We start from the raw sequence: 23,085 nt of genomic DNA, 5'->3' as shown, positions 1-23,085 counted from the left end.
CTGATGGACAGGAGGAATTCGAGGCAATAATCATTGGCATGACCAAAGCCATTGCGTTAGTTTGCGCGTGCCGATCTACAACGACGAGAAGAGCGGCCAGCCAGGATCGCAGATATCAAGAAGTACTACAAACTTTGCCGAGCAAATAAATGAACCGAGCACCCAAAGAGGAGAGACCGATGTCAGAACTGTCAATACCCGAGACGTATTTCGTTGAGTCCGCTAAGGGGCGAATCGCCTATCAGGAAGCGGGTGAGGGTCCCACGGTGATCCTGATTCATGGCGGTGGCCCCGGTGCTTATGGTTATAGCAACTATCGGAAGAATCTGCTTCCGCTCGCCGAACGCGGCAACCGGGTCGTTATCATCGACCTGCCCGGCTATGGCCAATCCGGCTGGCGGGAATCACCGGAGGGTCTGTTCGACGCAGCGTCTCAAGCGACGCTGGAATTGATCGATCATCTGGGCATTGAAAAGGCCAGCCTTGTCGGCAATTCACTGGGTGGCGGAACGGCAATCCGATTGGCGCTCAATCATCCCGATCGTGTCAACAAGCTGATCCTGATGGGGCCGGGCGGCAGCCTCCCTGCGACCTCGACGTTCCCTTCCGAAGGCCTGCTGCGCATGTTGACCTTTTATGATGGTGAGGGGCCGACCATCGAGAAGCTCGACAAGGTTATCGATCTGCTGGTCTATGACCGCTCTTCGATCACGCCGGAACTGGTGCAAGAGCGATTCAAGACCGCGACTCTTCCGCAGACTATGGCCAACCCGCCGCTGCGAGGTCAGGCACATAATCCCAAGAACGATCTGTGGCGTGCCGACATCGACAAGCTGGAGCATAAGACGCTGCTGATTTGGGGGCAAGAAGACCGCGTTCTGCCGCTCGATATGGCGTTCATCCTGCTTAAGCGTATCCCGAACGCCGACCTTCATGTCTTTTCCAAATGTGGGCACTGGGCCCAGTGGGAGCGTGCAGAGGAGTTCAACGATCTCGTCGCGAGTTTTCTCGCGCTCTGACGAGACCGCGGAGCGCAGCTATCGCATGTTCAGATCCTGTTAGTGGTCGGCTTCGGTCCGCGGGCGCTGTTGCTGCCGGGAACGACGCCGAGGCGCGCGCGCATACCTGACGTGCAAGACCAAGAAGGAAAGGTTTCATGTCGAATTCCAAATCATTGCTCGATACCGACGTGCTGGTGATCGGGGCAGGGATTGCCGGTCATACAGCAGCGCTGTCGGCCAGCGAAGCGGGCGCGCGCGTACTGTTGATCGAAAAGGGCGAGACTTTTGGGGGTACGTCTGCCGTATCGGGTGGGGGCTTCGCCTTTGCCGGTACCGACGAGCAAAAAGCGCATGGCATCGACGATGACGAGGAACAGTTCCGTGCCTCATTATGGGAAGCGAGCTCGGGTAAAGCCGATCCGGTGTTGATCGACGCCTTTATCGCTGAGCAGCTCGCTACCTACCGTTGGATGGTCGAACAGGGCGTGCAGTTTGAACTCTATCGGGTCGGCATATTGGACAAGGTAGACCGCATGCACTCGACCGGCCAAGGCGCGGCGGTGACGGTGTTGCATCAAAACTATGTAAAGCGCGACAGAGCACTATATCTTGCTCGTGCGGCCGCCAATCGTCTCGTCACGAACGGTGCTGGCTGCGTGGTCGGGGCAACCATCGATCATGACGGCGCGGATCGGACGGTCCACGCTTCGCGCGGGGTGGTGCTGACAACCGGCGGGTTCAATCGTAGCCGTGAGCTACTCGAAATCTATGCCCCAGATTGGGCTGGGGCCATGAAACTGGGCGGACGTCACAACACGGGTGACGGTCTACGCATGGCGAGCGCGCTTGGTGCCGCACATGCCGATATGGGGTATGTTGAGGCGAGCTTCGGCGGCACGCTGAATCGTTATCCCGAGATCGACGAAAATCCCGACGACGAACCCATGCTGTTATTGCCGTTCAGCAATGGCGCGATCATCGTCAATAAGACTGGCCGACGCTTTATCAACGAAGGACTTAACTACAAGCAGATCAGTCAGGAACTACTCAAGCAGCCCGATGGGATCGCGTTTCAGCTATTCGACGCTAAGCTGATGGCCCAAGCGCGGCGGGACCTGACCGTGATGAACCTCGAAGGCGCTCTCGAGCAGGGCTATGTCCGCAAGGCAGATACGATCGCCGCCCTCGCCGCCGCGATCGGTGTTGACGTTGCGGCGTTGGAGGATACGGTTCGACGCTATAATGCTGCCGCAACAATCGGCGATATGGAACCCGAGTTCGGGCGGCTGATTTCGGATTTTGGCGGGATTGGCCCTTGCATAGATACGGGCCCCTTCTACGCGATCCCGACTGGCAATGTTCTGACCACCACCTATTGCGGGCTCAAGGTCGATCCCGAAATGAATGTACGAACCGTCTACGGCGAACCCATCGCTGCCCTCTATGCCGCGGGAGAAGTGATCGGCGGTTTCCATGGCGCGGGCTATTACAGCGCGTCGGCTATGGCCAAGGCAGCCGTGTTCGGGCGTATCGCAGGACGTGCGGCCGCCGGAAACGCCGCGTAGTGTCGAGGTGCTAGGTAGCTACCTGCACCACCAGCTTGCCGGTAAAGTCTCCACTTTCCTGAAGCGCGATCGCGTCGCGAACCTGATCGAATGCGAACGTTCGGCCTATCTTGGTGGCGATGGCTCCGGTTTCTGCCAGCTTGGTCAGATCGGCAATCGTCTGGCGGCTTTCCGCGTCGGTTAGATTGCCAGCAAAGACGCCCGCTGCCGAATAATTGTTGAGGACCATGTGATGCGGATCGAGCTGAACCCAGCCGCCGCTAGCAAAGCCGATAATAGCGAAGCGGCCATGCGGCGCCATACATTGCGTCATATCAGTGGCCAGTGGACCGCCGACCGGATCGAAAATGACATTCACGCCTTCACCATCGGTGATTTTGCGAATCTGGGCTATAATATCGTCCGCAGTACGATAGTCGAGCAGCTCGTCCGCCCCGCTATTCTTGCAAAAGTTCAACTTCTCTACCGAACCGGCGACGGCGATTACCCGCGCTCCCAGCGCCTTGCCGAGTTGGATGGCAGCGGCGCCCGAACTACCCGCGGCGCCCAGTACGAGCAAAGTTTCATTCGCCTTCAGCTGGGTGCGGTGAACCAACGCAACATGCGCCGTCTTGAATGGTATCGTGAACCCCGCGGCTTCCGCGTCGGACATGCCGGCGGGGATCGGGAACGCCTTGATCGCATCGGCAAGGCAATATTCGGCAAAACCGCCCCAGCCGAGCACTGCTGCGGTGATTGTCGCGATTCTATCCCCGATCGCCAGCCCGGCGACCCCCGCGCCGAGCGCGACGATTTCGCCCGCCGCTTCCATCCCGGGCGAGACTGGCGGTTTGGAGACCAGGGGATAGTTGCCCTTCAGCATGAGCGCGTCCGGTAGCGCTACTCCGGCTGCGAGTACGCGTATCGTAACAAAGCCGGGCGGAGGCTGGGGGATTTCCACGTCCTGTAAAGTCAGGACATCAGCGATCGTCCCGAATTCTTCCGCTCTCCACGCCTTCATCGCGATCTCCCGTATCTTCGAGGCTTGAATACACCCCAACCGTTTAATGGTATTACCTAGAGGAGCAAGTTTTTGCTGATCTGATCGAAAGAGCTTGAGGCCGGCGAGCGGCGAAGCACTTCACAGCAAAACTTGTATTGGACATACCAATCCTCTGCGATAAGTCAAAACAGTGGGGTCCGGAAAGGCCGTCCGGAACAGGAGAGGAACAGGTATGAAACTTGAAGGGAAGGTAGCTCTGGTCACGGGCACAAGTCCCAATATCGGCGGCGGAATCGTCGAGGGCTTGGTTGCGGAAGGAGCGGCGATCATCGCCGTGGATGCTGTGGATGCCAATGCGCTGGATTGCGCCAACGCTGTCAAAGCAGCTGGCGGTCGCGCCATTGGCGTGACCTGCGACGTCACTGACGAAGCGCAAGTCAAACATGCGGTCGACGCAGGCCTGGATGCTTTCGGACAAATCGATATTCTGGTCAACAACGCCGCGATCTTCAATAAGAAGGGCGTGGTTGAAATGAGCTACGCTGAATGGCAGCGTCAGACTTCGATCATCTTGGATGGAGCGTTCCTTTTTACCAAATATGTCTCCGCAGGAATGATCGATCGCGGTCACGGTGTCATCGTGAACATCATTTCGACGGCAGGTCACCAAGGGGAGCCGGGCAACATCGCTTACAGCACCTCGAAAGGAGCGTTGATGAACTTCACGCGTTCCGCCGCCATGGAGCTGGTAGGCTACGGAATTCGAGTGGTCAGCATGACGCCGACCGCGACCGACCCGGATGAACAGTTCGAGCGCGGTCGGCGGTGGGGTCGGGACGTGACGGCACCGCCAGGGCTCTCCGACGCGATGGCCAATTTTGCTAAACGTATTCCCATGCAAAGATTGCCCAAACCCAGCGACTATGGCCGTGCCATTGCCTTCCTTGTTTCCGATGATGCGGCGATGATTACGGGCAGCGACCTGCGCGTCGATGCAGGGGCAGTGGCGCGTTATTGGGCATGGGATCCGCGCGATCCATTGTAGATCAGCCTGGCCCGGTCCTTTTGGTATTGCCAATAAGCCGGTGGCAATTATACTGTGCAAAGCACATCATCTTTACGTTGTGCCCTCTGTGCCCATGGCTGTGCGTCTTGCGGCAAATATAAAAAGGATATTTCGATGCGTTCTTTCGTCCTGCTGGGTGTTGCTCTGTCGATGACGGCGCCTGCCGCCTCTATGGCGCAAGCCACTGACGATGCGTCGCAACCGACAACTGCCACAAGGCTCCAGGCGTCCTCGATCCAGATCCGGACGGTCGTTCGCGACAAAACGGGCGCACGTATCGGCCCGGTCATTAATGTCGTTCCCGCCTCCGACGGGTCGGTGGCGTCGGTTACCGTTATTCTGGGGGAAAGCGCGGCAAAAATTCCCGGCGCAACGCTGAGTATCGACGGGGAAAATCTCGTGACGTCGCTGACGCGCCGTGAGGTAGCAAAACTGCGCTGATCTCATGACAGTCGGTCAGAACCTTGGTGGCGCGGATCTGGAGGCGTCCTTTCCCGAAAATGTCGGGGAAGGAAAAGCCGGTTCGATCCATCTGGGGTTCAGGATCGGGCGAATGGCGCGGCTAATGCGAAAGCGGCATAATGCGCGCGCCAGCGCATCCGGCCTGACACGCGCGCAATGGCATGTCATATCGGTTGTTCGCTATAATGAAGGACAGAGCCAGCGCTGCATCGCTGAAATCCTGGAAGTAGGAGAGGTGACGGCGGGGCGATTGATTGCGCAGCTTGAGAAGGACAATTGGCTTGTACGAAGAGCCGACCCCTGCGACGGACGCGCGCTGCGCGTTTTTCTGGGCGCGGACGCGGGCGAGGCCCTGAGAACCCTCGATGCGATAGGCATCGAGCAGGAACGGGAAGCTCTAGCCTGTCTGTCCCCCGCCGACATTGTTCATTTCCTGCGCTGCGTTGACGTCATTTCTCGGAATCTCGGCCAGGCCGTTGTTGCTGATAAGTCCCGGGAGCCTGGGTCTTGCGGACCCAGTTCGGACAGCGTGTAATGGAATTCCCTTTATCCTCTCCCAGTTTGCGCCGCGCGCCCAATTTTCGGGATGTCGGAGGGCTGTCCGCGGCCGATGGCAAGGTGATCCGTTTTGGCCGACTATTTCGCTCCGACATGATCAGCCGCCCTCAAGATGATGATCTGGAAACGCTGAAACGTTGCGGCATCGGACTGGTGCTGGATTTGCGAAGTTCGTCGGAGAGCGGCGCGACGCCCAACAGTTTCTGGGTCGGGCAGGGAGCCGAGGTCATCGCTTTCGATGTCGGCACAGATGTGCGTGCGCGGGGGTCCTTCTGGGAACAACTTCGCGAGGATGGCAGTCCGCAGCGCGTGCTCGCGTTGATGCACCGCATCTATCGCTCTATTCCACTTGCCGTCGCGCCGGCGCTGACCATATTATTCAATCGGCTCGCGGACGGGGCTCCCCCCGCGCTGTTACATTGTTCAGCGGGCAAGGATCGGACCGGCGTGGCAGTGGCGCTGCTACTCCATGCGTTGGGCGTTCCGCGCGATGCGATTGAAACTGACTATCTGGAAACATCTTCGCGGATCACCCGAAGGCTTGTGACGAACGCACGCAAGATGTTCGCCGAAATCGCGGGCGCCCCGCTGTCGGATGAAAGCCTGCAACTTCTGACGCACGTACGTGCCGATTATTTAGAGCAGGCCTACTCACGTCTCGAACGCAAGTTCGGAGGCATTGACGAGTTCCTTGCGATCCATGCCGGTTTGGACTCGGGAAAGCGTAAGGCAATGCGCGATCGCCTGCTGATGTGAGCGGAGAGCGGGTTTTTTGGGAGAAGGAGGAGAAGGCGATGGCTGTATCAGATATTCGCTATAAGAGGCTCGGCTATATCGCATTGACGGTAACCGATCTTGATCGCTCGGCGGAATTCTATCGCGAGATGGTGGGGGTAGCCGTGGAGAGGTCGGCCGACGGCGAAATGGTATTTTTGCGTTGCAGCGATCGGCACCATGATCTGGTACTGACGCGCGGTGCCGCGCCTGCCCTCAAACGCATCGGTTGGGAAATGGAAAGCCGCGCCGCGCTCGACGCCGTGCGCGCGCATATGCAGGAACTGGGGATTGCGATCCTCCCCATCGACCCTGTTGAGCAAACCACCCTGGGCTTGGGCGAAGCTTTTCGGATCAGCGAGCCGACAACCGGGGCAACGTTTGAATTTTATGCCGAAATGACCGATGCGCCGACGCCTTATGGGCCGACGCACACACACATCGCCCGGCTCGGCCATGTTGTGTTAGGCAGTCCGGTCAAGTCCGAAACCGAAGCCTTTCTCATGGACCATCTCAATTTCCGGATATCGGATCGCATCGGGCCAGTCGTGACATTCATGCGTTGCTTCCCCAATCCCTATCATCACAGCTTCGGCGTGGGCGGTGGTGAGTCATCGACACTTGGTCATATCAACTTCATGGTGACCGACATCGACGATATCGGTCGGGCCAACATACGGATGCGCAATAACGCGGTGCCGATCGTATATGGACCGGGCCGTCATCCGACCTCGAATTCGGTGTTCTTCTATTTCCTTGATCCAGACGGCATCACCGTCGAATATAGTTTCGGGATGGAGGAATTTCCGGAAGAGGCGCCGCGCGACCCGCGTCTATTTCCGGTAGTACCTGAATCTTTCGACAGCTGGGGTGGCTCGCCTGAAGGAACGTTCAGCAAGATCGGGGGAGTCGAGCGACTGGATGCGCCAGCCGATTTGGCATCCTGAGCGGGGGATGCCAGGATCGGCAGGCACGACTAGGTCAGGCTGAGACCGCCATCGACGATGAGCGTATGCCCCGTGACATAGCCGGCCAAAGGCGAGGCCAGGAACAAGGCGGCATTGCCCATGTCCTCGGGCGTGCCCTGACGTCCGTCGGGAATAGTAGCCAGAGTTGCGGCGAGGCGATCGGGGTGTTCGGTCGTGACTTTGGTTAGCTTGGTATCCACAAGTCCGGGGGCGATGCCGTTGACCCGGATATTCTCGCGCGCCCAAGCTTTGCCCAGTACCTTCGTCAGCGACATCGCGCCCGCCTTTGACGCGCTATAGGCAGGATTTCCGATATTCGCCTGAATGCCCGAAATCGAGCTGACGATGATGATTGCCCCGCCATTCCCGGCTGACAGCATGGGGCGAAACCGCATCGATATCGCCATCAGACTATCAAGGTTGACGGCCATCACCTTGTCCCAACCCTCGATCTCGAACTCCCCGCGCCGATAGACGACAATGCCTTGGGACTGGACCAATATGTCGAGCTTTTCAAAAGGAGCCTGCCAGGCGAAGATAGCATCACGGTCACTGACATCGACGGATGCATAGTGCAGACCCGACAGATTCGAGCCTTCATCGGCGCTATAGTCGGCGGCACTGGCGCGCGTACCCCAGATATGCACCGTCGCTCCCCGTGCAAAAAAGCTGCGAGCGATGCCATTGCCGATTCCACTCGATCCACCCACGACGAGCACCGTCTTGCCGGTGAAATCCAATTCGTTCATCTCTATCCCCTCTTCTCCGACCTATGCGACCGCTGCCAGCGCATCACGATAATAGGCGAGCGCTGCCTCTTCCTTCTTGTAGCGCATATAGTCGGGGAACATCGTGTTCACTGGTGTGAAATCCTTAAGAACCTCGCGCGCAACCGTCACTTTGTGTACCTCGGTAGGCCCGTCGGCGAGCCCGACGTGATAGGCATTCACCAACGCGTCGGTGAACGGCATCTGGCTGGAGATGCCGAGCGAGCCATGGAGATGCAGCGCACGTTCGGCAATATCGTGCAACACTTTTGGCATGATCGACTTCACTGCCGCGACATTCTTGCGGACCGATTTCCAGTCCGGATTGTTGTCGGCGAGCCAAGCAGTCTCAAGAATTAGCAAGCGGAACTGCCGGAGTTGCACCCAGCTATCGGCGATTTTTTCCTGGACCATTTGTTTCTTGGCGAGTTGCTCGCCTTTGGTAAAGCGCGACACGACGCGCTCGCACATCATCTCGAAGCATTTTGTTGCTTCGGCCAGCGTGCGCATCGCATGGTGCATGCGCCCGCCACTCAGGCGGACCTGAGCCACGACAAATGCATCGCCGCGGCCGCCCAGCATATTCTCCTTCGGTACGCGTACGTCAGTCCAGCGCATATGACCGTGTACATCCTCGGGTTCGCCGTAGAAGCCGTAGTTCCTGATAATCTCCAATCCCGGTGTTTCGGCCGGGACGATGAACATGGACATCCGTCGATGCGGCAGGGCATCCGGGTCGGTCACTGCCATAACGATGAAGAAACTGGCGAAGCGCGCGTTCGACGCGAACCACTTCTCGCCGTTCAACACCCATTCGTCGCCATCGGGAACCGCCGACATGGTCAGGACCAATGGATCGGCGCCGCCCTGAGGTTCGGTCATCGCAAAACAGGATACGATCTCATTTGCCAACAACGGGTCAAGAAAACGCTCTTTCTGCTCGGGCGTGCCATAATGAGCGAGGATTTCGGAATTGCCCGTGTCCGGCGCCTGAGAACCAAACACGATCGGTCCGAAGCGCGACCGGCCGAATTGCTCGTTCATCAGAGCAAGCTTCAATTGACCATAACCTTTGCCGCCCAGTTCGGGACCGAGATGGCAGGCCCATAAATCCCGTTCGCGCACCTTGGCCTGGAGCGGGCGAACCAGGGCCTTGAAGCGCGGATCACGGATGTTCCACTGGCTGCCCAGTATGTGATCGAGCGGCTCGACCTCATTACGCACAAATTGCTCGATCCAGTCAAGTTCCGTCTGGAATTCGGGATCGGTGGCAAAACTCCACATCGTCGTGGTCTCCTCTCATCTCGCTCATACAGGCCGGTTACGCGCCGATTTTTGGATCGGATGCGCCCCTTAATGATTGGGGATTTAGCGGTTGGATTGGTTCTGTCTAATATCGGATTATGGCGCTATTGATTTGGATTGGTTATAGATCGCTGATGGATCTGGACGCTCGCCCCTATCGTGCCTTTGTCGGCGTGGCCGATGCGGGGTCTTTCAGTCGCGCCGCGCGCATCCTGCATATCAGTCAACCCGCTTTATCGGCGCAAATTCGCGAGTTGGAACGGCGGATTGGCTTTGCATTGTTCACTCGCTCGAGCCGCCGCGTCGAATTGACCGCGGAAGGAAGTCTATTCCTCGACAAGGCGCGGCGGATGATACTCGAAACAGAATTTATCAATCAGGCCGCCCGCGAGATTCGTGCCAATGAACTGCGCGTCGGTACGGCGCATCACAGCGCCCAGATCATGGAACGCCGCGATCTGATCGATTCATTCATACGCGCCAATCCCGACGTCCCGCTGCGCGTGCACGGGCGCACGCACGCGCAACTTTTTGCGGATCTGGCCCGCAACGATATCGATATCGCCATCACCCTTGAACTGATCAGTAATACCGGCGCCACGCCTTCGGTCGCCGAACCTTTCGCTACGCAAGATGTCGAGCGTCGGATTCTTGCCGAACGGCCGGTGTGCGTGATGATGCCGACGTCGTTGGTTCCGGCAGGGCAGGGGCCTCTAACACTGACCGAGCTCCATGGTATGGAGGTGGGAACAATCAACCGATCGCATGGCATCGGAATATCGGAAGCAGTGGCAAGGCGGCTTAGCGAAGTCGGGGCGCGTCTTCTTCACCTCCCTGAAGCGGATGGCCCGGCGCTCGCGCACTACGGCGCGCTTTTGTCCAAGCCCGTCGTGTCACTCGGCTGGTTTGGACCGCCGCCACCTGGCATGCGCGAATGTGACGTGCCCGATTTGGGACTAAGTACCGCGCTGGTGGTGCTAGCCAGCCCTGCGGCGCGGCGGGCGGGCGCGGATCGATTTCTCCAGGCGGCGCGCCACTAACCCATCATTATGAGACTGCGCGGTCTCGACCTTCCCAATAGGGTATTCGCAGCGCTTTGCGGTCCAGTTTGCCAAGTCCAGTCAGCGGGATATCCTTTACGATCTCCACCGATTTTGGTGCCCATGGGGCACCGCGCTTTTTCTTCACGTGCGCCTGCAATTCGGCGGCCGTTGCTGAAGCGCCGGGGTGCATTATCACGAAAGCCTTCACCGCTTCGCCCCAGCGGGCGTCGGGTACGCCGATTACGGCCGCTAACGACACAGCGGGATGCGATGCCAGCGCATCCTCGACCTCGCGAGGGTAGATGTTGAAGCCGCCGGATATGATCATATCTTTGGTGCGATCGACGATGGTCAAATACCCATCGGCGTCCCGTATGCCGACGTCGCCGGTATGGAGCCAACCGCCGGCGAAAGCCGCTTGGGTCAGTTCGGGCTGATTCCAATACCCGCTCATCACCAGCGGTCCGCGGACGCAAATCTCACCTGGTTCACCGGGCGCGACCTCTCGCATTTCCCGATCGAACAATTTGATCTGCGAAAGAAGAGTTGGTCGTCCGCAAGAGCCCAGGCGGTCGGGACGATCAGGATCATGATCGGCTTTTCGTAAAGTCGTGACGCATTGCGGGCATTCTGATTGACCATAAAGCTGCAGGAAGACTTGGCCAAAAATGGCGATCCCCTGCCGCAAGCGATCAGGCGACATGGGAGCTGCGCCATAAATCAGTAATTCAATCGACGAGAGGTCGTGGCGAGCGCGGACTTCGGACGCATCGATCAGGTTGTTGATAATCGTGGGCACCAGAAAGGCACAGTTCAACCGATCTTCAGCGACCGTCGCGCAGAATTGCTCAGTGTCCCATCCCTGAAGCAAGCGTGCATAACCGCCTAGGAACATGATGGGATAGAGATTTATGCCCCCTGCGTGACTGATCGGCGTCACAATCGCATAGCGTGGTGTTGCGGGCCATTCCCATTCCGAGGCGATCACCGTCGACATGGTAACCAGCGAGCGGTGAGATAGCATGACGCCCTTGGATCGTCCGGTCGTGCCTCCGGTATAAACCAAATATGCAGTTTCCTCGCTCTGTGCATGGTCTTCGAGCGGAAGCGGCTCTACGTCGGTGGCCGCAGCCAGCAGATCGATGGCTTGGTCACATTCCCCCAGCGACACCAGCCGGTCCAGGCTTTCAACGCGGTTGCGGATCGCGACACCGCGCTCGGCGAATTTGTCGGCGTCGATAACCAGCGTCGTCGCGCCGCTGTCCTCGACAATGTGGACATGGTCGTCCTCGGCCGCCATCGGATGCATCGGTGTATAACGAATGCCCATCAAATTGGCGGCGCACAACAGCGCCCAAGGTTCGACACGATTGGCGGAAAGCACCGCGATGCCTTCGCCCCGTTCAACGCCCATGCCGCGCAGCGCCGTCATATATCGGCCGATCGCGTGTCCCAGATCGCGATAAGTCCAGATGGTCTTGCCATCCGAAATCATCGGTCGATCTGGATAGCGCGCGATGGCATCTATCGCGATTTGACCCAATGTTCCGGTAGATGTCACGTTGATGAGGTGTTGCGACATATCCTGCCTCCACGAAAGCAACCTGTTAGTATTGCCAAAGATCAGTGTTCAAGCCTTAGCTATAAGGCAAATTTACGATGCTGCCGGGCGCTTCGCGACCTACCTGCTGCGATAATGCACGATGCGGGCGAAGCACATTCCCGTAGTCGCCCGAGTACCTTCCTGAGAATCGAACCAGCGCCAGCAGCTATGATCAGCCGGCAGCCAGGGCATCGGCGAGATCAAGGTCGATCGCTGCGTGTAGCGTACGCGTAGCGGTGATGTTCGTGACCTCTTCGGTCTGCATGTCATATGGATTAAACACTGAAGACGCCATCATGTGCATCACATTCTGGCGGTACGACAGGAACAGGTCATCAACGTCTGGCGCATCGGCGACACCGCTGGCCACGAGCGCGGTCCGATAGTGCTTGATGAGGTCGCGCTCGGCGCTGCGCCGGAGCTCAGTATCGAGGATCGATACGATCGTCTCGGCATGGTCATGCCCTGGCGCGCCGGGAAAGGTGCATTGCCAGTCGAGGAACCCGGGTGATCCGTCGGCCTCGAAGAAAAGATTGCCGCCATGGCAATCGCCATGAAGCAGAACCGATGTTCTGGCATCGTCCAGCGCCCACATCCGTTCCAGCATGACAAGCCCTTGCTCGGGCGACTCGATGACTTTCGCGAGCAGATCGCCGTAAGGACGCTGTTGCACCGCTTCCCAATGCTTCGGACGGAACAGATAGCGCAGATAAGCACGCTGCGGATCCGCCCATTCGCGATAGGCGGCCAGCCGCTCGTCGCCCCAGAAGCGAGCGTGCAATCTAGCTTGGCCTTCGAGGATCGCGGCGACCGTGTCGACGGAAGTTTCGTCGGTAGCATGGCCAAAACGCACATCACGTAGCGTCATATCTTCGAGAATCAGCACGCCCTGTCGCGCGTCCTCGTCGATCCCCGCAAAATGAACCACGGGAATATTGAGCGGAATATCGGCACTGAGTTCCGCATAGAAGCGTGCCTCTTGTATCAGTGCTGCCCATACGCGGCGTCGCATGACGGCATCGAAGCCGCCCTTGACATATACTGACGACGGCAGGTCGACATGACCGGCATGGTCGGCATAATCCAGCGAGAAGCGTGCCGATGTCGATGTCCCGGCCCGCTCTAAATCCCTACGAGCTTCCGCGACGCGCACACCGGGAAAGCGTGTGCCGAGTGCATCCGTGAGCCATTCAGACGTCACTTCGTCGAGCGTCATCGGAAGGTGCATTCTGGTGGTGCTCAGATTCATCCTATTCTCCCGTCGTTTCTGCGTGTTGGACGTTTCGATTGTGTCAGATTCCCGCAACACCCAGCGCATCGAGCACATCGTGATCGTTCGCGGCCGCGATAGCCACTCGGGCGGCGGCGTTGATTGCCTCCACTGGCCCCGATTCCTTGGGCTCGCAGGCCCCCGAGACGAAAGCGTGCACCATCTGTTGACGATGCGAGAGCCAGATAGCATCGAAATCCGGCATCTCCATGCCGTGCGCGGCCGCCGCCGCCGCATAGGTCTTGAGCAATCGGGCCTCCTCGGCGGGGCGGTCTTCTATGTTCAGCCCGCTGACTATAAGCCATGAAACGTCGTGCATCGGCGTACCGGCAAAGCACAGCTGCCAATCCAGGATGCCGGGAGCCCCGTCGGGCGCGAAGTACATATTGCCGCCGTGTGCGTCGCCATGTACGAGCGTTCGTCGCGCTGCGTCGTTGAGCGCCCATAGGCGCTCCAACGCGGCACGCACCAGTCGCGGCTCGGGAATGGCTTCGATTAGCTCCGGCCCATAGGCGCGACCGGTCAATTCCTCCCAATGCTTGTCACGCACAAGATATTTCAGAAACTCGCGTTGGGGCACTTCCCATCCGGCCAGCGAGGGCAGTCGCGCATCGCCGAGCCAGCGCGCGTGCAGCGCGGCGAATTGCTCCAGAAGTCCGGCGACATCGTCTACCGTAAGCTCTCCCCAGAAGCCGAATCGCACATTGCGCGATACCAGATCCTCCAGCATCGTGATGCCCTGCTTTTCTTCGTCTATTGCTGCGAAATAATGGCGGGGAATGGTCGTCGGAACATCATGTGACAGCGCGCTGTAGAAGCGTGCTTCCTGTTGCAGCACCATCCAGTACCGATTGAGTTGCTGCTCGGTAAACCCACCCTTCAGATAGACGACATTCGGTGCATCGTCGCCTTCGCCGCGATTGGCATAGGTTAATTCGAATCGGCACGAGGCTGAAGTGCCGACCCTTTCGCTATTGCGCGAAAACCCCGACACGATCGCCCCGGGGAATTGCCGCGACAAGGCCTTGGAGAACCAATCTGCCGTGAATTCGTCGAAGCTGCGCGGCAGCCGCGCGCTTGTCTCGATCGTCGTCATATTCTCTCCCAGCTCTCTTGAATATATTATGGTCATACCAATTCAATTATGGCAAGAGCCGCTGCACCTTAGCCTAACCGGCCGTCGCTGAATTGGCGAAGACCGACGGCAAACGTGGAGTTGCAAACCGCTCAGCGAAGCGGATGCGAAGGAGGTTATGATGCGGATATGGGAGAATCGTGACGCCTGGGGCATCAACAATCTAGTAATGTCCGAAGTCGACGCGCCCGGTGCGCCGGGAGACGGAGAGATCCGTATCCGGCTGCGCGCCGCCGCCGTCAATTATCGCGATCTCGTCACCGTCACTAACAAGACGCCATTCGGCAAGCTGCCGCAGATCCCATTTTCCGATGGAGCAGGAGAAATTGTCGCCGTCGGTGCTGGTGTAACGAGATTTGTGATCGGCGATCGTGTCTGTCCCAGCTTTTTTCAGGGTTGGATAGAAGGTCCGCCGACGGCGAGAAATCGAGCGGTCTCCCTGGGCTCCGCGTCGCATCCCGGAATATTGCAGGAGGAGATCGTGCTCAACGCAGATTATGCCTCGGCGATTCCTGGACATCTCGACTGGATCGAGGCGGCGACGCTGCCGTGCGCCGGCCTCACCGCATGGCGCGCGCTCGTCGTCGAGGGCGGGATCAAGTCCGGCGACGTCGTGGTGGTGCAGGGGACAGGCGGCGTGTCGATCTTCGCGCTGCAATTCGCCAAGATGCTGGGCGCCGAGGTCATCGCCACATCGAGCAGTGATGCGAAGCTGGCACGGGCGAAAGAACTGGGAGCCGATCATCTCGTCAACTATCGGGAGACCCCCGAATGGGGAAACGCGGTGCTTGATATCACTGGAGGGCGCGGGGCCGACCATATCGTCGAAGTCGGCGGCGCGGGTACTATTAACCAGTCGTTGGCAGCTGCGGCTGTGGGCGGCAATATCTTGGTGATCGGTATATTGGGCGGACGTTCGCAGGAACTGCTGATGCCCGCGATATTCGGCAAGAATCTTCGCATTCTGGGCATTTCCGTGGGCAGTCGTCGGCATTTTGAAGAGATGACATCGGCAATCTCGCGCCACGCCATGCATCCGGTGGTCGACCGGGTGTTTCCGTTCAGCGATGTACCCGAGGCACTGCGCACGATGGAAGGTGCAGGACATTTCGGCAAGCTTGTCGTGGTACTCGACGCATGAGCACGGCGAGGGCGGTGGTTCTGGCGCTGCACGGTCTCGGCCATGATGAGGCAACCGCACGCGCGATGTTCGAACCTGCCTTGTCTCCCGGAATGGTGATGGAGACATTGGCCGGGCGGTTTGAAAGTCCGACGGGCGCTGGTGGCGGCCGCCTATGGTTTCAGGTGGATTTCGCCGATGGCAGGCCCGCTGCCGGACCCCGACTTGATCAGGAAGCGGCGAGCCGCGCCGCGATCATCGAACGTGCGATTGCGATCAGGCGTCGAATTGGCGATACACCGCTTATCCTGCTCGGGTTCGGGCAAGGAGGGGTGGTCGCGCTTACGGCTTTGATTGAAAGGCCCGAACTGTTTACTGCCTGCGGCATAGCCAGCGGCCGCCTGCTCGAACCCGCGATCAAGGCTCTTCCAATTGTTCCGAGGCATTGCGGCAAGCCCGTTTTCTGGGCGCATGGCCGCAATGATCCTATCATTGGTCATGAACTTGCCCAGCAAGGGCAGGCGGCGCTCGGGCGTTATGCGATGACTATAACAGCTTTCGATCATGATGGAGGCCATGAGCTGCCAGATGCTGTCATCGCTTCGTTGCGTATGTGGCTAAGCGATCGCGTCGCGTCAGAGGGCTCGTAGCTGTCGGGCGAAACGCGGCTTGAGACCACGAAGACCGCGATTCCATACGGAATAAAAGACTTGCTGCATGACAATTTTCTTTGTTCGCCAGGTTGGCAAGGTCGTGCACCTCGTCTATGGTAAGTCCAAACAATTAGAGGAGCAGGACTCAGTCATGGATTTTAATTTTCCAGCACAAGACGATCCGCGTCGGATCGAAATCCGGGAGTGGTTCAAGAATCATCCCGCTCCATCCGGAAAACAGATTGCGGAACGGGGCTTGGCCGCGGCCAACTGGCCCGAACCTTGGGGACTGAGCGCCGATCCCGAACTCATGCTCATTATCGAGGAGGAGTTCGCTCGTGCCGGCGTTATCATGCCGGCCGTTTCCAATCCGATCGGTGTGAACCAGTGCGGGCAGTCGCTGCTGACTTGGGGCACGGAGGAGATGCGTCAGGAGCTGTTGCCGCCCACGCTTTCGGGCGAGTATTTATGGTGCATGCTATTCTCCGAGCCATCCGGAGGCTCCGACCTCGGGGCGCTGCGTACGATCGCGCGCCGGGACGGGGACGATTTTGTGATCAACGGTCAGAAAATCTGGAATTCGGCGGCGGACCGCGCGCAGATCGGAGTCGTGGTGGTGCGAACGGATAGCACGGCACCCAAGCATAAAGGGCTGACCCAATTCGTCATCGACATGAACATGCCGGGTATCACCGTGCGTCCGATCGCTGATATGACCGGCGAAGAGAATGAGTATAACGAAGTCTTTTTCGAGGATGTTCGCGTGCCAGCTTCACGCATGCTCGGCAAGGAAGGCGACGGTTGGCAAATCACGATGGAGCAGCTCCAGACCGAGCGCCAGAGCATGACCAAGCCTGGCGCGGTCTGGGGCAGTGGCCCTAGCGCTCGAGAGCTGATGAACGGCCTGATCCAAACCGGTCGCATCAAGGACCCTCTCATCCGCGATGAAGCGGCAGCGCTCTACGTCGAGGGCGAATTGTTGCGTCTTCTCAGCATGCGTCACCTCAGCAACAAGATCAACGGGAAGCCGGCCGGAATCGAAGGCAATGTCGGCAAGATGGTGGCATCGCCGCACGGTCAGAAGATGACCGACCTGGCCAAGCGCAGCCAAGGTGTCGCTGGCATGGTGTATAATAAGGATGTGCTGCCGCTGCCGCCGAAGCACTTCGGCCTGTTCGACAATTGGGATTACGCCTATTGGTTCAGTCCCGCGACGACGCTGGGCGTGGGTACGCAGGAAATCCTGAAAAACACCATAGCGGAACGGGTGCTAGGCTTGCCGCGCGACGTCGATCCGACCGCGCGCGTGCCGTTCAATGAAATCAACAAGCCGAATGTGAAGGCGGCCTGAACTGACGAGGGAGCAGGATATGAATTTCTCTTTGAGCGACGACCATGAGGCGCTACGCGCGTCCGCCCAAAATTTCCTCGACAAAGAAGTCGATCTGTCTTCTTTGCTGGTTCCCGGCGCCACAGTAGCCAAAAGCGGTTACGATGAACTTTGGGAAAAGATCGCCGGCATGGGCTGGCCGGGCCTTATCATTCCTGAGGCTTATGGCGGGCTTGGAATGGATTACATCGACCTCGTCATGATTATCGGCGAGACCGGGCGCACACTCGCGCCGGCGCCGCTGTTCGGTACATTGGCGGGAAGCTGGGCGATTCTGGCGGGCGGGAGCGAGGAGCAGAAGGCCGCCCTATTGGGGTTGGTCGCAGCCGGGGAGACCAAGCTGGCCTTCGCCATCGCCGATAGCGGCGGCAGTTACGAGCCCGGAGCCGACGAGGTAATCGCCAATGCTAGCGGCGGCGAATATATTCTTACCGGCAATCGCTCTTTTGTCGTGGATGCGGCTGCGGCCGACAAGATCATCGTGGCGGCATCGCTTAACGGAGCCCGCCGCTATTTTGTGGTCGATCGCGCTGCCGTCGCCGCGGAACTTCTGGAATGGCGCGATATCACCCGGCAGGTCGCAAGCGTCCGGCTGGAAGGTGCGGCGGCTGAATTGCTGGAGGGCGATGCTGCATCGGTTTGGCCGTTTGTGCGCAACCGTCTGTACCTGCTCCTTGCGGCGGAGAGCGCCGCTGGCACGCAGGCGGCGCTTACCGATGCCGTCGATTATGCGAAACAACGCGTCGCTTTCGGTCGTCCTATTGGCGCATTCCAAGCGATCAAGCACCAACTCGCAGAGATCGCGGGGCAGGCGGAATGTGCTGGAGCGGCCGTGCAATATGCCGCATGGACCCTCAGCGTCGACGACCCGCGCGCCACGCTGGCGGCGACGATGGCCCAAAGCTATGCTAGCGAGGCTTATTGCAATGCGACGTATCGCAACATCCAGGTGTTTGGGGCAATTGGCTTCACTTGGGAGATGAAGAACCACCTCTTCTACAAGCGGGCACGTTGCAATGCGGAACTGCTGGGTTCCCCACGTCAACAGCGCGAGGAAGTGGTCAGTTTCCTCGAGCGCGAAGCGGCCTGAATTCAGGCGGCGGAGCGTGTCGGTGCCGGCACCGGATCGATGCCGAGCGTGTGCAGCGACTGGGCATGCTCCGCCACGAATGCATGAAGCGCCTCGAGGTGTTCGGTCACCTCGCTGGCGGCACCTGCTGAATCGCGGGCGCGCAATTTTTGCACAATGCGCTGACGGACATCGATGAGTTCTTCCATCCAGCCTACGCGATGCTTGAGCAACACTTGAGCTATCACGCCGCTCAATGCAGAAATCATCATGGTGAGAACTTCATTGTGCGCCGCTTGGCTCAATAGCTGATAGAATCGTTGGATGATGATGATGAGAATGTCGTCGGCTATGCCGAGCTGGTGCGCCTCAATCATTTCTTCGATATTGGCATCGAGCGCATCGAACTCGGCCTCGCTGCCACGCTGACAAGCCAACTCCGCAGCCTGTCGCAGCAGCCCGATACGCGTCTCCGTAAGCTGATCGAGGGAAATGGCGCCCAGGAAAATCAAATCGGAGATCGATTGAGTCATTGTAGCAGCATCCCCGGGGCGAACAAATGCGCCTCCGGTGGCTCCTTTGCGAAACTCAAGTAGCCCGCACGCCTCCAGCGCACGCAATGCTTCCCGAACGACAGGCCGTCCGACGCCCATTTGCTCCGCGAGATCTCGCTCGGGAGGCAATTTATCTCCCGGTCTCAATTGTCCGGACGCGAGATCGCGCCGTATCTTGATGGAAATCTCTTCAAACAACCTGTTGCTCATATCCCCGCTTTCATTTGACGAACCTAGATGCCTATCATCATTGGTCCTAGTACGTCTCTTATAAGACTGATGGAAGATGCAATCCCTCATTTTCAGCCGTTTGAAATCATGCCACCGCCTGCCGTATCATAGGCGCACATGCCCACCGTCGGTATAGATGCTCAGACCCGTCAATATAGGATTTCGCCGGCCGAGTGTGATGATCGCGACCATATCTTCCGCGTCCGCTATTTTCCAACTGCCACCGTGCGAGCCTACTTGGCCCAATATTGCGGCGCGCGTCCGGTGCTATGCGATCTGACATCTTCGTATCGAACGCGCCTGACGTGACCGCATTCACCAAGCGGGGGCGCGATGTCGATTGCCAATGTTCGAGCCAGAGCTCCAAGCGCCGCCCTCGACGCGGCCGTCGGCACATGGACGCGCGCTGCCGTAAACCCGGTAACTGCCGTACCCAAACGATGAGAGTTTGCTTGCGATCAAGGTCGTCCACTCATCTCCCTCTCGTTCTGATAACTCCGTTTTCGTAATCTGGCTCCGGTTCGACTTGGATTGCTTGCTGAGATTGACAGCTAAATGGTAAGTCCAATATAGGTAAATGGCTAGAGGATTATCGAAATTGGGTGGAATCATTTCAGGAAGCGAGCGAGAGTCTGTGCCGCACTCATCGATCGATAACATAACTTGCGCTTCTCGGCTCCACAAAGGCGATCAATAACCCTGTGATGAGCTCGCTATTTTTTGCGGCTTTTTATAGGGGAGGCGAGTCTGGCACTCGCATTGGCCGAGCGGCGTGACCCGAGTCAATGCGCCAAGAGCCGCTTAGCGTTCATAGACGCCCCTTAGGCAGGGTAAGGGATATGCTTCACACTCGATATTATCGCACTTCGACGCAAATCAGGCGCAAACTATTGAATTGGGAAAATCGATGCAGAGCATAAATTTATCGGAACTTCCATCGCTGGTTGGTGTCGACCTCGCGCCGTCGAAATGGGTTTCGATCACCCAGGAACAAATCGATCGCTTCGCCGATTTGACCGGGGATGATGAATGGATTCACATTGATCGTGACCGCGCAGCACGGGAATTCGGGGGCACAATCGCCCACGGCTATCATTTGCTTGCGCTGATACCGGCGCTTGGGGCTTCGATCCTTGAAGTCCGGGGCGTCAAAAATGGATTGAACTATGGCATCAATCGTCTTCGTTTCACCAACATGGTGCGCGCCGGCGTTCGCGTTAGGTTGCGCCGCAAATTGCTGTCGGTAGAACCTCAGCGCGGTGGCTGGATGACGACCCATGAATTTATTATCGAAATTGCCGGTGAAGAGCGACCGGCCATGGTGGCAGAGATGTTGTTCCTCCTGTTCGGAGATGATGAAGAACGGTAATGGCGCGACCGCGGCTTCGACCAGTGGATTGCTATTGTTCGCCGCGTTGCGCTTATGAAATGATAGCTTTGCCATTTCTGATGACGGTGACGTCGCGCTCCCGAATTCTTGCTTCAAAAGAAATGATCGGCCCGTCTCGCCACATATCGACCAAGATGGTTTCACCGGGGAATGCCGGCGCTGAAAAGCGCACCTCATGGTGCATCAGCCGATCTGCATCGAAATCGCAATAGGCTTCGAGTATCGCGCGCTGGCAAAAGGCGTAGGTGCATAGTCCGTGCAAAATGGGCTGTGGGAAACCTGCTGCCTGCGCCGCTACCGGATCAACATGCAGAGGGTTGGCGTCTCCCGCCTGACGATAGAGCAGGGCCTGATTGCGTAGCGTCGGTAGTTCTATGGACCTGTCAGGCCTGCGGTCGGGAATTGCGTGGGGCGCAGGTTGTCCCGAGGTCGGGCCACCGAAGCCTCCCTCGGCTCGGCCAAAGGACGTAGTTGTCACCGTCGCCATGGGAGTCGCATCACCGTCGAGCATCAGCACCATTTCCTGACGGAATACGGCGCCCTTGCCGACACCCTTGTCCCAGGCGCCCACGATCTTCGACGTGCCGGAGACGCTTCCTGACAAGGGGATCGGCTTGTGGACGGTAACGGCATGCTCGCCGTGCAATACATGGCGATAATCGATACCGACTCCCCGCATCGCGCCGTGATTGAAGCCCAATGTGACCGCGAAGGTCGGTAGCACGCGTAATGCAGCTTCATAAACATACGGCAACTGGCGCATGTCCAGCGGATCGCCGGGCATGCCGATGCCCAGTGCATAGGTTATGACATCGCGCTCGGTCCAACTATACTGGCAGGTATCGGTAAGCTGAAGAATATCTTCATAAGCGATCACCATGTCGAGGACTCCCCGTCTGTCTTATGGCCGTATCATTGAACTGCGCCAGCTGCCTTATAGGTAGCTATCGTCGCATCATCGATACCAAGTTCGTGAAGCAATTCCACCGTGTGCTCGGCGAGGAAAGGCGCACGCGCTTCTACTCGTGCGGGCGAACCCTCGAGTGTGGCGGGATATCCCAGCAATCGGATTGGACCAAGCTCCGGATCCTGATGGACGAAATGGGCGCGGCTATGCTGCCCTTGGGGATCCTCGAGAAACTCCTCGACCGTATTGATGGGCGCCATCGGCAGGCTATGTTCGTTCGCAGCTTCGATGATTGCGCCGGTAGTCATGGTACGCGCCGGCGCAGCGAACTCAGACCACATTTGCTCAAAGTGCATAGCGCGTTCGGCCATGGTGCAATAGCGGGGGTCTTCGATCAATTCCTCGCGTCCGAATATTCGGCAAGCGGCGGCAAATTGAGCATCGAGTTGAATATGGCCGATGACATAGCCATCGCTCGTCTCCAGCGGATGGTATATATCAACGGGCGGCCGGGTGTCCGCGCCAGGCTCGAGAAAGGTGTGATTGACGATCATTTCCGGCAAGCTGAACGCCGCGAAGGAATCGAGCAGTGATACTGAAATGCGCTGGCCGCCACCGCCTGCGCGTTCGCGTTGCAACAGGGCGGCAAGTATCGCATTCGTAGCGGACATCGACGCAGTCTTGTCGACGATTATGTTGCGTACCGGCACAGGTTTGCCGGCCGTCCCGGCCACCCTCATGATCCCGGTCAATCCTTGGATGACATGGTCATAAGCTGCGCGGTCAGCGTAAGGACCGCTGGTCCCGAACCCAGATATGGAGACGAAGATAAGACCCGGATTCTCTGCCTTGAGACTCTCATAGCCAAGGCCCAGGCGGTCCATCACGCCCGGTCGGAAGTTCTCTATAACGACATCGGCGTTTGCCGCCAGCGCCCGCGCGATGCCGATCGCTTCGGATGATTTCAGGTTGAGGCCAATGCTCTTCTTGTTGCGATTGACGTGCAGGAACAGCGCTCCGATACCCTTGTGCTCCGGTCGAACGTAGCGCATCGGATCACCGCCGATGGCTTCGACCTTGATGACTTCGGCTCCAAGGTCGGCGAGCATTTGGCCTGCGAAAGGGCCGGAAACCATCGTGCAAAATTCGATCACCCTGATGCCTTCGCAAGGGCGTTTTATATTGTCATCCGCCATCGTTCATCCTCATTTGTCGTTATCGTGGTTCAAATGCTTCAGTTGGGTCGCGCCGGCGTTGGAAAGCGGGCGGCAA

Annotated in this window: 22 protein-coding genes; 13 read left to right on the top strand and 9 right to left on the bottom strand. The window is 58.4% G+C overall.

Features of this window, described 5'->3' with window-relative positions:
- Nucleotides 1-179: 179 nt before the first annotated feature.
- Both CD928_RS04785 and CD928_RS04780 read left to right on the top strand, forming a co-directional pair.
- On the top strand, nt 180-1,019 hold the full coding sequence (locus tag CD928_RS04785) for an alpha/beta fold hydrolase (RefSeq protein ID WP_095385693.1): 840 nt from the start codon (nt 180-182) through the stop codon (nt 1,017-1,019).
- Between the two features lie 137 nt (nt 1,020-1,156).
- Nucleotides 1,157-2,566: an FAD-dependent oxidoreductase gene (locus CD928_RS04780; protein ID WP_095385691.1), complete on the top strand. Its 1,410-nt coding sequence runs from the start codon at nt 1,157-1,159 to the stop codon at nt 2,564-2,566.
- A 10-nt stretch (nt 2,567-2,576) separates the two neighbouring features.
- Here the strand turns inward: CD928_RS04780 and CD928_RS04775 are convergent, their stop codons facing one another.
- A complete protein-coding gene (locus CD928_RS04775) occupies nt 2,577-3,566 on the bottom strand; it encodes an NADPH:quinone oxidoreductase family protein (protein ID WP_095385688.1) in 990 nt (329 codons plus the stop codon).
- A gap of 214 nt (nt 3,567-3,780) precedes the next feature.
- On the opposite strand from CD928_RS04775, the gene CD928_RS04770 reads away from it, so the two are divergent.
- The 5 genes from CD928_RS04770 to CD928_RS04750 all read left to right on the top strand — a co-directional run bounded on the left by CD928_RS04770 (nt 3,781) and on the right by CD928_RS04750 (nt 7,355).
- Nucleotides 3,781-4,593, top strand: coding sequence for an SDR family NAD(P)-dependent oxidoreductase (locus CD928_RS04770; RefSeq protein ID WP_095385685.1), 813 nt, complete (start codon nt 3,781-3,783; stop codon nt 4,591-4,593).
- A 135-nt stretch (nt 4,594-4,728) separates the two neighbouring features.
- Nucleotides 4,729-5,055: a hypothetical protein gene (locus CD928_RS04765; RefSeq protein ID WP_095385682.1), complete on the top strand. Its 327-nt coding sequence runs from the start codon at nt 4,729-4,731 to the stop codon at nt 5,053-5,055.
- Nucleotides 5,056-5,059: 4 nt separating this feature from the next.
- Nucleotides 5,060-5,611 (top strand): MarR family winged helix-turn-helix transcriptional regulator, encoded by a 552-nt coding sequence (locus CD928_RS04760; protein ID WP_095385680.1) that lies wholly within the window; start codon nt 5,060-5,062, stop codon nt 5,609-5,611.
- Nucleotides 5,584-6,390, top strand: a complete 807-nt coding sequence (locus CD928_RS04755; protein WP_217983718.1) for a tyrosine-protein phosphatase — start codon at nt 5,584-5,586, stop codon at nt 6,388-6,390. Before CD928_RS04760 ends, CD928_RS04755 begins: the two co-directional genes overlap by 28 nt.
- A 38-nt stretch (nt 6,391-6,428) precedes the next feature.
- Nucleotides 6,429-7,355 carry a VOC family protein gene (locus CD928_RS04750; protein ID WP_095385674.1) on the top strand — a complete coding sequence of 309 codons (927 nt, stop codon included), beginning with the start codon at nt 6,429-6,431 and terminating at the stop codon, nt 7,353-7,355.
- Between the two features lie 29 nt (nt 7,356-7,384).
- Here the strand turns inward: CD928_RS04750 and CD928_RS04745 are convergent, their stop codons facing one another.
- Nucleotides 7,385-8,125, bottom strand: a complete 741-nt coding sequence (locus tag CD928_RS04745) for an SDR family NAD(P)-dependent oxidoreductase (protein WP_095385671.1) — start codon at nt 8,123-8,125, stop codon at nt 7,385-7,387.
- A 21-nt stretch (nt 8,126-8,146) separates the two neighbouring features.
- The gene (locus tag CD928_RS04740; RefSeq protein ID WP_095385668.1) at nt 8,147-9,427 is read right to left on the bottom strand and encodes an acyl-CoA dehydrogenase family protein; all 1,281 of its coding nucleotides are present in this window, start codon (nt 9,425-9,427) and stop codon (nt 8,147-8,149) included.
- A 119-nt stretch (nt 9,428-9,546) separates the two neighbouring features.
- On the opposite strand from CD928_RS04740, the gene CD928_RS04735 reads away from it, so the two are divergent.
- Nucleotides 9,547-10,488 carry a LysR family transcriptional regulator gene (locus CD928_RS04735; RefSeq protein WP_095385665.1) on the top strand — a complete coding sequence of 314 codons (942 nt, stop codon included), beginning with the start codon at nt 9,547-9,549 and terminating at the stop codon, nt 10,486-10,488.
- Between the two features lie 7 nt (nt 10,489-10,495).
- Here CD928_RS04735 and CD928_RS04730 read toward each other — a convergent pair whose 3' ends face one another.
- The 3 genes from CD928_RS04730 to CD928_RS04720 form a co-directional block, all read right to left on the bottom strand.
- On the bottom strand, nt 10,496-12,073 hold the full coding sequence (locus tag CD928_RS04730) for an AMP-binding protein (RefSeq protein ID WP_095385662.1): 1,578 nt from the start codon (nt 12,071-12,073) through the stop codon (nt 10,496-10,498).
- A 193-nt stretch (nt 12,074-12,266) separates the two neighbouring features.
- The gene (locus CD928_RS04725) at nt 12,267-13,343 is read right to left on the bottom strand and encodes an aminoglycoside phosphotransferase family protein (protein WP_176473454.1); all 1,077 of its coding nucleotides are present in this window, start codon (nt 13,341-13,343) and stop codon (nt 12,267-12,269) included.
- Between the two features lie 43 nt (nt 13,344-13,386).
- Nucleotides 13,387-14,460, bottom strand: coding sequence for an aminoglycoside phosphotransferase family protein (locus tag CD928_RS04720; RefSeq protein WP_176473453.1), 1,074 nt, complete (start codon nt 14,458-14,460; stop codon nt 13,387-13,389).
- 160 nt (nt 14,461-14,620) lie between these two features.
- On the opposite strand from CD928_RS04720, the gene CD928_RS04715 reads away from it, so the two are divergent.
- From CD928_RS04715 to CD928_RS04700, 4 genes are all read left to right on the top strand, one after another.
- Nucleotides 14,621-15,640: an NAD(P)-dependent alcohol dehydrogenase gene (locus tag CD928_RS04715; RefSeq protein WP_095385881.1), complete on the top strand. Its 1,020-nt coding sequence runs from the start codon at nt 14,621-14,623 to the stop codon at nt 15,638-15,640.
- 14 nt (nt 15,641-15,654) lie between these two features.
- Entirely contained in the window at nt 15,655-16,269 is a 615-nt protein-coding gene (locus CD928_RS04710; protein WP_176473452.1) for an alpha/beta hydrolase, read from the top strand.
- 67 nt (nt 16,270-16,336) lie between these two features.
- Nucleotides 16,337-17,623, top strand: a complete 1,287-nt coding sequence (locus CD928_RS04705; RefSeq protein WP_095385651.1) for an acyl-CoA dehydrogenase family protein — start codon at nt 16,337-16,339, stop codon at nt 17,621-17,623.
- A gap of 19 nt (nt 17,624-17,642) precedes the next feature.
- A complete protein-coding gene (locus CD928_RS04700) occupies nt 17,643-18,752 on the top strand; it encodes an acyl-CoA dehydrogenase family protein (RefSeq protein WP_095385648.1) in 1,110 nt (369 codons plus the stop codon).
- A 2-nt stretch (nt 18,753-18,754) separates the two neighbouring features.
- Here CD928_RS04700 and CD928_RS04695 read toward each other — a convergent pair whose 3' ends face one another.
- The gene (locus tag CD928_RS04695; protein WP_176473451.1) at nt 18,755-19,495 is read right to left on the bottom strand and encodes a FadR/GntR family transcriptional regulator; all 741 of its coding nucleotides are present in this window, start codon (nt 19,493-19,495) and stop codon (nt 18,755-18,757) included.
- Between the two features lie 928 nt (nt 19,496-20,423).
- Between CD928_RS04695 and CD928_RS04690 the strand changes: the two genes are divergently transcribed.
- Nucleotides 20,424-20,885 (top strand): MaoC family dehydratase, encoded by a 462-nt coding sequence (locus CD928_RS04690; RefSeq protein WP_095385642.1) that lies wholly within the window; start codon nt 20,424-20,426, stop codon nt 20,883-20,885.
- Between the two features lie 52 nt (nt 20,886-20,937).
- Here the strand turns inward: CD928_RS04690 and CD928_RS04685 are convergent, their stop codons facing one another.
- Nucleotides 20,938-21,786 carry a MaoC/PaaZ C-terminal domain-containing protein gene (locus tag CD928_RS04685; protein ID WP_095385640.1) on the bottom strand — a complete coding sequence of 283 codons (849 nt, stop codon included), beginning with the start codon at nt 21,784-21,786 and terminating at the stop codon, nt 20,938-20,940.
- A gap of 32 nt (nt 21,787-21,818) precedes the next feature.
- Nucleotides 21,819-23,009: a CaiB/BaiF CoA-transferase family protein gene (locus CD928_RS04680; RefSeq protein WP_095385637.1), complete on the bottom strand. Its 1,191-nt coding sequence runs from the start codon at nt 23,007-23,009 to the stop codon at nt 21,819-21,821.
- Nucleotides 23,010-23,085: the final 76 nt, after the last annotated feature.

Origin of the sequence: Sphingopyxis sp. GW247-27LB (genome assembly GCF_002277025.1) — a bacterium.
In the GTDB taxonomy this organism is placed as follows: domain Bacteria; phylum Pseudomonadota; class Alphaproteobacteria; order Sphingomonadales; family Sphingomonadaceae; genus Sphingopyxis.
This window is presented reverse-complemented; position numbering and strand designations above follow the sequence as displayed.